Raw genomic sequence first — 8,325 nt, 5'->3', positions numbered from 1 at the left:
CTCCCCGTACCGAGCGTCCGTCCTACGGCGACCGCAACAGCGCTCCCCGTACCGAGCGTCCGTCCTACGGCGACCGTGCGCCGCGCACGGATCGTCCGGCGTATAACAACGACCGTCCGGCCCGTACCGAGCGTCCCTCCTACGGTGACCGCCCGGCCCGTACCGAGCGTCCCTCCTACGGTGACCGCCCGGCTCGCACGGAGCGTCCCTCCTACGGTGACCGCCCGGCTCGCACGGAGCGTCCCTCCTACGGTGACCGCCCGGCCCGCACGGAGCGTCCCTCCTACGGTGACCGCGCCCCGCGCAGCTTCGACGGCCGCGCCCCGCGTCGCTCGAACGACGACCGCCCGCCCCGTCGTGACTTCGGTAGCGACCGCCCGAGCGATGGCGACAGCAAGTTCTACCCGAAGCGCAGCGAAAACGGCGCCAAGCCGACCTTCGCCGGTGGCGACGACGTCGTGCTCGAGCGTCTCGAAGCCATCGCGACGACGGCCTCCGATGTCGTCGGTGTGACCTTCGGCGACCTGGGCCTCGGCGAGAACATCGTGCGCGAGCTCGCCGCCCTCGGCGCTCCGTCACCGTTCCCGATCCAGGCTGCGACCATCCCCGACGTGCTCGCCGGGCGCGACGTGCTCGGCCGTGGCAAGACCGGATCCGGCAAGACCATCGCCTTCGGTGCTCCCCTCGTCGAAAAGCTCATGGAGAACAACGGCGCCAAGGACCGCAAGATGGCCCGCAAGCCCCGCGCGCTCATCCTGGCCCCGACCCGTGAGCTCGCGCTGCAGATCGACCGTACCGTGCAGCCCATCGCCCGCAGCGTCGGCCTCTTCACCACCCAGATTTACGGCGGCGTTCCGCAGTACCGTCAGGTCAGCGCCCTCCAGCGCGGCGTGGACATCATCATCGGCACCGCCGGTCGCATCGAAGACCTCATCGACCAGGGTCGTCTCGACCTGTCCGAAGTCGTCGTCACCGTGCTCGACGAGGCCGACTACATGTGCGACCTCGGGTTCCTCGAGCCGGTCCAGCGCATCCTGCGCCAGACCAAGGTCGGTGGCCAGAAGCTGCTCTTCTCCGCGACCCTTGACAAGGGTGTTGCCTCTCTGGTCAAAGAATTCCTGACCAACCCGGCCGTGCACGAGGTCGCCGGTGAAGACCAGGCCTCATCCACGATCGACCACCGCGTGCTCGTCATCGAGCACCGCGACAAGGGCCGCATCATCGAGGAGCTTGTCAACCGCGAGGGCAAGACGCTCATCTTCAGCCGCACCCGCGCCTACGCGGAGCAGCTCGCCGACCAGCTCGAAGACGCCGGAGTCAAGGCCACCAGCCTGCACGGTGACCTCAACCAGGCTCGTCGTACCCGCAACCTGCAGATGCTCACGAGCGGCCGGGTCAACGTGCTTGTCGCAACGGATGTCGCTGCTCGCGGAATCCACGTCGACGACATCGACCTGGTCATCCAGGCCGACGCCCCCGACGAATACAAGACCTACCTGCACCGCGCCGGTCGCACCGGTCGCGCGGGAAAGACTGGTACCGTCGTGACGCTCATTCCCAAGCAGCGCAAGCGCCGCATGGACGAGCTGCTCGACCGTGCCGAGATCGATGCGAGCTACACCTCCGCCACCCCCGGTGACGCGGCTGTGCGCGAACTCGCCAACATCTAGCACCCGCTCGCATGAGGAAAGGGCACCCGCCGATCGGCGGGTGCCCTTTCGCGTACCCAGGCGCCTGCGGGTTGTGCGACCCGCCTGAGTCTGCCAGAATTACTTTCCGAACGATCGGTAAGTTACGAGTCGTTCCCGCATGCCCGCGCAGACACCGTCGTCAGGAGAGAACATGGCTGAGGCCTACCTCGTTGGAGGAGCACGCACCCCCGTAGGCCGTTACGGCGGGGCGCTGGCCTCGGTTCGTCCCGATGACCTCGCCGCACTCGTGGTCGGCGAGGCCGTGCGCCGCGCCGGCATCGACCCCGGCCTGATCGAAGAGATCATCTTCGGCGCGGCGACCCAGGCCGGCGAAGACAACCGCAACGTGGCCCGCATGGCCGGGCTGCTCGCCGGTCTGCCCGACCACGTGCCCGGCATCACCGTCAACCGGCTGTGCGCCTCGGGAATGTCCGCCATCACCATGGCCGCGCAGGCGATCCGGGCCGGCGACGCCGACCTGATGGTCGCCGGCGGCGTCGAATCGATGACCCGCGCCCCCTGGGTGCAGGCCAAACCCGATCGCGCCTGGGCCAAGCCCGGCGCCCAGTTCGACACCTCCATCGGCTGGCGCTTCGTGAACCCCAAACTCGCCGCCCGCGATAAAGCCACCTTCTCCATGTCGGAGACGGCCGAAGAAGTCGCCAGGATCGACGGCATCACCCGCGCCGAAGCGGATGCGTTCGCCCTCCGCAGCCACCAGCGAGCCGCCGCCGCGATCGATGCGGGCCACTTCGTCGATGAAATCGTCGGCGTCCCCACCAAAAAGGGTGAGGTGCTCGTCGACGAGGGCCTGCGCCGCGACACCACCCTCGAGGGGCTCGCCGCCCTCCGCCCCATCGTCGCCGGCGGCTCCGTCGTCACGGCCGGCAACGCGAGTTCGCTCAACGATGGCGCCTCGGCGATTCTCGTGGCGAGCGGTGAGGCCGTGAAAAAGTACGGCCTCACTCCGCGCGCTCGCATCGTCGTCGGCGCGAGCGTCGGCCTGGCCCCGGAGATCATGGGCCTCGGTCCGGTCGCGGCCACCCAACGCGCCCTCGACAAGAGCGGCCTGAGCCGTGCCGACCTCGGCGCGATCGAGCTCAACGAAGCGTTTGCCACTCAGTCCATCGCCTGCATCCGTCGCCTCGGCCTTGACGAAGAAATCGTCAACCGCGATGGCGGGGCGATCGCGCTCGGGCATCCGCTCGGATCGAGCGGAGCTCGTCTCGTCGTCACCCTGCTCTCCCGCATGGAGCGGGAAAACGCCCAGCACGGCCTCGCCACCATGTGTGTCGGCGTCGGCCAGGGCTCGGCCCTCATTTTGGAGCGTGTCTGATGTCTGTGTCTGAACTCGAACTCGGCGACCGCGGCGAATCCGGCGTTCCTGACCGCGTTGGCGTGCTCGGCGGAGGGCGCATGGGCGCCGGCATCGCGCACGCGTTTCTGCTCGCCGGAGCTCACGTTGCTCTCGTCGAGCGCAACGACACCGAGGCTGAGGCCGCCCGCGAACGCGTGCTGCGCGCCGTCGACGCCAGCATCACCCGCGGCGCCACCGGGGAAACCCGCCCTGAGCTCGAGGCTCGCCTCGCCGTCGGTGCCGATTTCGGCCTGTTCGCCGACCGGGAGCTCGTCGTCGAAGCCGTTCCCGAGGTGCGGGCACTCAAGATCGAAGCCCTGCAGAAGGTCGAAGCCCAGCTTTCCGCCGATGCCGCCCTCGCCAGTAACACCTCGTCGATCTCGATCGACGACCTCGCCGACGAACTGGCGCGCCCGGCACGCTTTCTCGGCCTGCACTTCTTCAACCCGGTTCCTGCCTCGAACCTGGTCGAACTGGTCACCGGCAGCGCCACCTCGCCCGAATTGGTAGCGGATGCCCAGAGCTGGGTATCCGCCCTCGGCAAGACTCCGATCACCGTCAGCGATGCACCCGGATTCGCCTCGTCCCGGCTCGGAGTGGCCCTCGGGCTCGAGGCCATCCGCATGCTCGAGGAGGGCGTCGCGAGCGCCTCGGATATCGACGCTGCGATGATGCTGGGCTACAAGCATCCGGTCGGGCCGTTGAAACTGACCGACCTGGTCGGCCTCGACGTGCGCCTCGGTATCGCTGAATACCTGCACAAACAGCTCGGCGCCCGCTTCGAACCACCGGCGCTGCTGCGCCGGCTCGTCGCCGAGGGCAAGCTCGGCCGCAAATCCGGCCAAGGATTCTACCGCTGGGACGAAGCCTGATGGCAGCCCAGACCGAGACCGCACCCCGCACGCAGCCTGAAGGAGACCCCATGACGACCATTCTGCCCAGCTACGTCCAGGGCGCCTGGTGGACCCCGACCGAAGGAGTCACCGGCACGGAGGTCTGTGACGCCTCGACCGGTGAGGTCGTCACCCGCGTCAGCACGCAGGGACTCGACCTCGCCGCCGCGCTCGACTATGCCCGCACCATCGGCCAGAAATCGCTCGGCGAGCTCACCTTTCACCAGCGTGCCGTGCTGCTCAAGCAGATGGCCCTGCTGCTGACCGAACACAAGCAGGAGCTCTACGCACTGTCCAGCCGCACCGGCGCCACCAAGGTGGACTCCTGGGTCGACATCGACGGCGGCATCGGCGTGCTGTTCAGCTACTCCTCCAAGGGGCGTCGCGAACTGCCCAACGCCCGCGTCTACGTCGACGGGCCGGTCGAGCCGCTGTCCAAGGATGGCTCCTTCATCGCCCGTCACATCTACTCGCGCCTGCCCGGCGTCGCCGTGCAGATCAACGCCTTCAACTTTCCGGTCTGGGGCGCCCTGGAGAAGTTCGCGCCCGCGTTCCTGGCCGGCGTGCCCACCCTGGTAAAGCCCGCGACCCCCTCGGGCTACCTCGCCGAGGCGTTCGTGCGCATCCTCGCCGACTCCGGCCTGCTGCCCGAGGGCTCGCTGCAGCTCGTCTCCGGCAGCGTGCCAACCCTGTTCGACGATGTGCGCCTGGGCGATCTCGTCGCCTTCACCGGATCGGCCTCCACCGCCGAGAAGCTGCGTGCGAGCGAATCCGTGCAGACCGGGGGAGTGCGTTTCACCAACGAGACCGACTCGATCAACGCTTCGATCCTCGGAACGGATGCCGTCACCGGCACCCCCGAGTTCGACGCCTTCGTCAAGCAGGTCGTCACCGAGATGACGGTCAAGGCCGGCCAGAAGTGCACCGCCATCCGCCGCGTCATCGTGCCGCGCGCGGCCATGGACGACGTCGTCGCGGCCGTGCAGGCGCGCATCAACGAGCGCATCGTGCTCGGCGATCCCCGCTGTGATGGCGTCACCATGGGCCCGCTCGCCTCGACCGCGCAGCGCCTCGAGGTGCTCAGGCAGGTTGCTCGCCTGCAGGCCGCCGGCGGCGACCTGGTCGTCGGCAGAACGGATGCCCCCTCCGTGTTGCACGCCGACGGCACGATCGCGCTCGCTCCCGACGGCGCCTTCGTCGAGCCGCTGCTGCTGCGTTTCGACGATGCCTCGGCCGACGCCGTGCACGAGGTCGAGGCCTTCGGCCCGGTGTCGAGCGTGCTCGGCTACGACACGATCGACGAGGCCATCGCCCTCGTGCGCCGGGGCGGCGGATCACTCGTGACCAGTATCGCCACGCACGACCCGGCTGTGGCCGTCGCCCTGATGACTGGGATCTCTGCCTTCAACGGCCGAGTGCTCGTGCTCGACCGCGACGACGCCCGTACCTCGACCGGGCACGGTTCGCCGGTGCCGCAGCTCGTGCACGGCGGCCCGGGCCGGGCCGGCGGCGGTGAAGAACTCGGCGGCATCCGCGCGGTGCTGCACCACATGCAGCGCACCGCCATCCAGGGGTCACCCGAGATGCTCACTGCCATCACCGGAATCTGGCATCAGGGCGCGTCGGCGCGGGCCGGCAGCACGCATCCGTTCCGGAAGAGCCTGGCAGAGCTCGTGATCGGCGACCAGATCGTCTCGGACTCCCGCACGGTGACCCTCGAGGACATCGAAACCTTTGCCCAATTCACCGGGGACACCTTCTACGCCCACATGGACGAAGCGGCGGCCGCTGCCAACCCGTTCTTCCCGGGCCGGGTGGCCCACGGCTACCTGCTCGTCTCCTGGGCCGCCGGCCTGTTCGTCGACCCGGCGCCCGGGCCGGTGCTCGCCAACTCCGGCCTGGAGAACCTGCGTTTCGTCACGCCGGTCTCGCCCGGCGACAGCATCCGGGTCGCGCTCACCGCAAAGCAGATCACCCCGCGTGAGACCGATGAGTACGGCGAGGTGCGCTGGGATGCCGTGCTGACCAACCAGAACAACGAACTCGTCGCTTCCTACGACGTGCTCACCCTGGTCGCGAAGCACTAGACGCACCGAACTTGATTCGCACCGAACCTGATCAGCAGCGAGGGGCCCGCGCCGTATGCGCGGGCCCCTCGTGCATCCCCGGTCGAATCGTGATTCAGCCGCGACGCCCTACACGGCCTGAATGAGCCCGGTGTCGGTGCGCGCGGTCGTTTTGGCATCGATGGGGGACTTCGGCCGCGCCGTCAGAGTCGTGACGGGCAGCGACCCGGCTTCGCTGACGATGACCAGTCCCGGAGCGCTGTTGGCTGATCGGCTGAGATCTTCGATCCACTGTCGGTTGAGCGTGGCGGCGTGTCCGCCGGCGTACTTGAAATACAGCGGGATGGCCGGGTTCAACCAGATCGAGCTGCGGCCGGAACCGACCGCTGCGGAATCCTGCCAGGACAGCAGAAAGCTCTCGCCCCGGCGCAGCTTCTGCACGATCACGAGTTGCAGGTGCGCGAGGGTGCGATCATCGATCTCCACTACGACGCGGTCATACGTGAGGGAACCCATGATTGCCTTCCTGATCGTTGCAACGGTGTCGCTCCGCTCAGTATCTCGGCTGCGGAGCCAGAGCACCAGAGTCGAATGTCCCATTTTCCCCGCCTGCGAACGGGGCCCGGGCCCCGTCCCTGGGCCCAGTTTCTAAACTGGGCCCGCGGTCACAGGGTGGGCCCGGCATCCGCTCAGCCAGCGTCGTCGTCGGTCGTGCCTGCGCGAACGCGCGCGATCGTCTCCCAGGCCGCGACGATAATCAGAATGACCGCGGTCACGGCTCCCAGCCCGAGCGGAGTCAGGAGAGCTCCCGCGGCACCGGCCAGGGCGAGCAGCCCGAGCCCGACGACGTGGGAGACGAGCAGCGTGCGCGCGACGATCCAGCGAAACAGGAGCAGGCCTGCGAGGTAAAACAGCGGCCCGCCCACGATGGTCACGGCCGCCGGAAGCGTCATGGCATCCTCCGGGTGTTCCAGCACCGACTTGTCGGCGACCGAGGTGAGCACGATTCCCGCGATGATGATCGCGTGCACGTAGGTGTAAGCCAGCCGAGCGATCCGTCCCGGCTCGTTCGACGCTGAAATCGCCTTGCTCCCGGCACGCTCTCCGTGATCGAAATAAAGCCACCACATGGCGACGCCGTTCACAAAGGCAAGAAATAATCCGAAGATTCCAACAGCGGATGCCTCCTGGTCGACGAACGCGAATCCGGTCACCAGAAAAGACTCCCCGACGGCAATGATCACGAACAGCGCGCTGCGCTCCGCGATGTGGGGCCCCGAGACATCCCAGTCATCGACGCCCGGCGCCTTCAGCCCGGGAATGCGAAACCCGAGGCTCGCCGAGCCGTACTCGATCGCGAGCGCGATGAGCCAGGCCGGCAAACGAAATGCGAGCGGCAGCAGGGCTCCGACAATCCAGAACATGCCCGCGACCGAGAGCCACAACAAAATGCGCAGGAAGGTCGCGTGCAGCGCGGGATCATGCCGGGCGAGGGCCAGCACCATGAACACCGTTCGGCCCAGTTGCAGGGCGACGTAGGCGATGGCGAAGACCAGACCTTGATCGCCGAACGAATCGTAGATCGACGTGCTGATGACGAGGCCGACGAGGGAGAGCCCGATGACGACGCCGCGCACGGGGAGCCTGGCCGGGTCGAGCCAGTTGGTCACCCAGGTGGTATACACCCACACCCACCACAGGGCGAGTACGAGAATGATCGATTCGAGGGCACCGACCCAGGACTGGTTGGCGTAGAGGTAGCGCGACAGCTGGGTGAGTGCGAAGACGAAGATGAGATCGAAGAACAACTCGATGTAGGTGACCCGGTCGCTCCGCTCGGAATCCTCCGGTCGTAACAGGCTCCGCCGAAACCCGAGGCGCAGAATCCACGCGCGATGCTCAAGCGGATGCTGCTGCGTCGTCTTCCCTGATCGGCTCACGTCCCCAGTCTCCACCGAACCCCGTGCGACACGCCCGGGTGGTTGGCGTTTTGACGGGTGCGCTTGGTGGCCGTAATGTATCTATACGTACCCCAAAGGTGCGGAAAGCCGCAGTGCTTCCCGGCCTCACGTGGGACCATCTTCTAGCCACATCAACTTCACGGATTGTGTTTCATGATCTCGTGTGTTGGGCTAGGATAGTAAGCCTCCCATCGAGTGTGTGTTACTGGTTGAGTCAGCTTTTTCCCGAGTTTTCGGCGTGCTTTGGTGTGCCGTGAATTGCTGGGTTTGGCCGATTTGACAGTGACTGGCTGGGTGGGTAAGTTAGACAAGTTGCCCCGGAGCGACAGCCCAGAACAGGGCCTGAAGTCGGGTGTG

The 8,325-nt window shown here is 67.3% G+C and carries 6 protein-coding genes; 4 read left to right on the top strand and 2 right to left on the bottom strand.

Going from position 1 to position 8,325, the window contains the following annotated elements:
- The 4 genes from E3O06_RS11725 to paaZ form a co-directional block, all read left to right on the top strand.
- A partial coding sequence (locus E3O06_RS11725) for a DEAD/DEAH box helicase (RefSeq protein WP_241980120.1) occupies positions 1 to 1,670 on the top strand: 1,670 nt, incomplete at its 5' end.
- A gap of 172 nt (positions 1,671 to 1,842) precedes the next feature.
- A complete protein-coding gene (locus E3O06_RS11720; protein ID WP_134503574.1) occupies positions 1,843 to 3,027 on the top strand; it encodes a thiolase family protein in 1,185 nt (394 codons plus the stop codon).
- On the top strand, positions 3,027 to 3,920 hold the full coding sequence (locus E3O06_RS11715; RefSeq protein WP_134503573.1) for a 3-hydroxyacyl-CoA dehydrogenase family protein: 894 nt from the start codon (positions 3,027 to 3,029) through the stop codon (positions 3,918 to 3,920). Before E3O06_RS11720 ends, E3O06_RS11715 begins: the two co-directional genes overlap by 1 nt.
- Positions 3,921 to 3,970: 50 nt before the next feature.
- Positions 3,971 to 6,028, top strand: a complete 2,058-nt coding sequence (gene paaZ, locus E3O06_RS11710; protein WP_134503572.1) for a phenylacetic acid degradation bifunctional protein PaaZ — start codon at positions 3,971 to 3,973, stop codon at positions 6,026 to 6,028.
- Positions 6,029 to 6,136: 108 nt separating this feature from the next.
- Here paaZ and E3O06_RS11705 read toward each other — a convergent pair whose 3' ends face one another.
- Both E3O06_RS11705 and E3O06_RS11700 read right to left on the bottom strand, forming a co-directional pair.
- A complete protein-coding gene (locus E3O06_RS11705; protein WP_241980119.1) occupies positions 6,137 to 6,523 on the bottom strand; it encodes a DUF7882 family protein in 387 nt (128 codons plus the stop codon).
- A 173-nt stretch (positions 6,524 to 6,696) separates the two neighbouring features.
- The gene (locus tag E3O06_RS11700) at positions 6,697 to 7,947 is read right to left on the bottom strand and encodes a low temperature requirement protein A (protein WP_166788201.1); all 1,251 of its coding nucleotides are present in this window, start codon (positions 7,945 to 7,947) and stop codon (positions 6,697 to 6,699) included.
- Positions 7,948 to 8,325 lie beyond the last annotated feature (378 nt).

Origin of the sequence: Cryobacterium glaciale (assembly GCF_004402535.1) — a bacterium.
GTDB classification, from domain to species: Bacteria; Actinomycetota; Actinomycetes; order Actinomycetales; family Microbacteriaceae; genus Cryobacterium; species Cryobacterium glaciale.
Note: the sequence above shows the minus strand (reverse complement) of the source record. Positions and strands in the feature narration are given on the sequence as shown.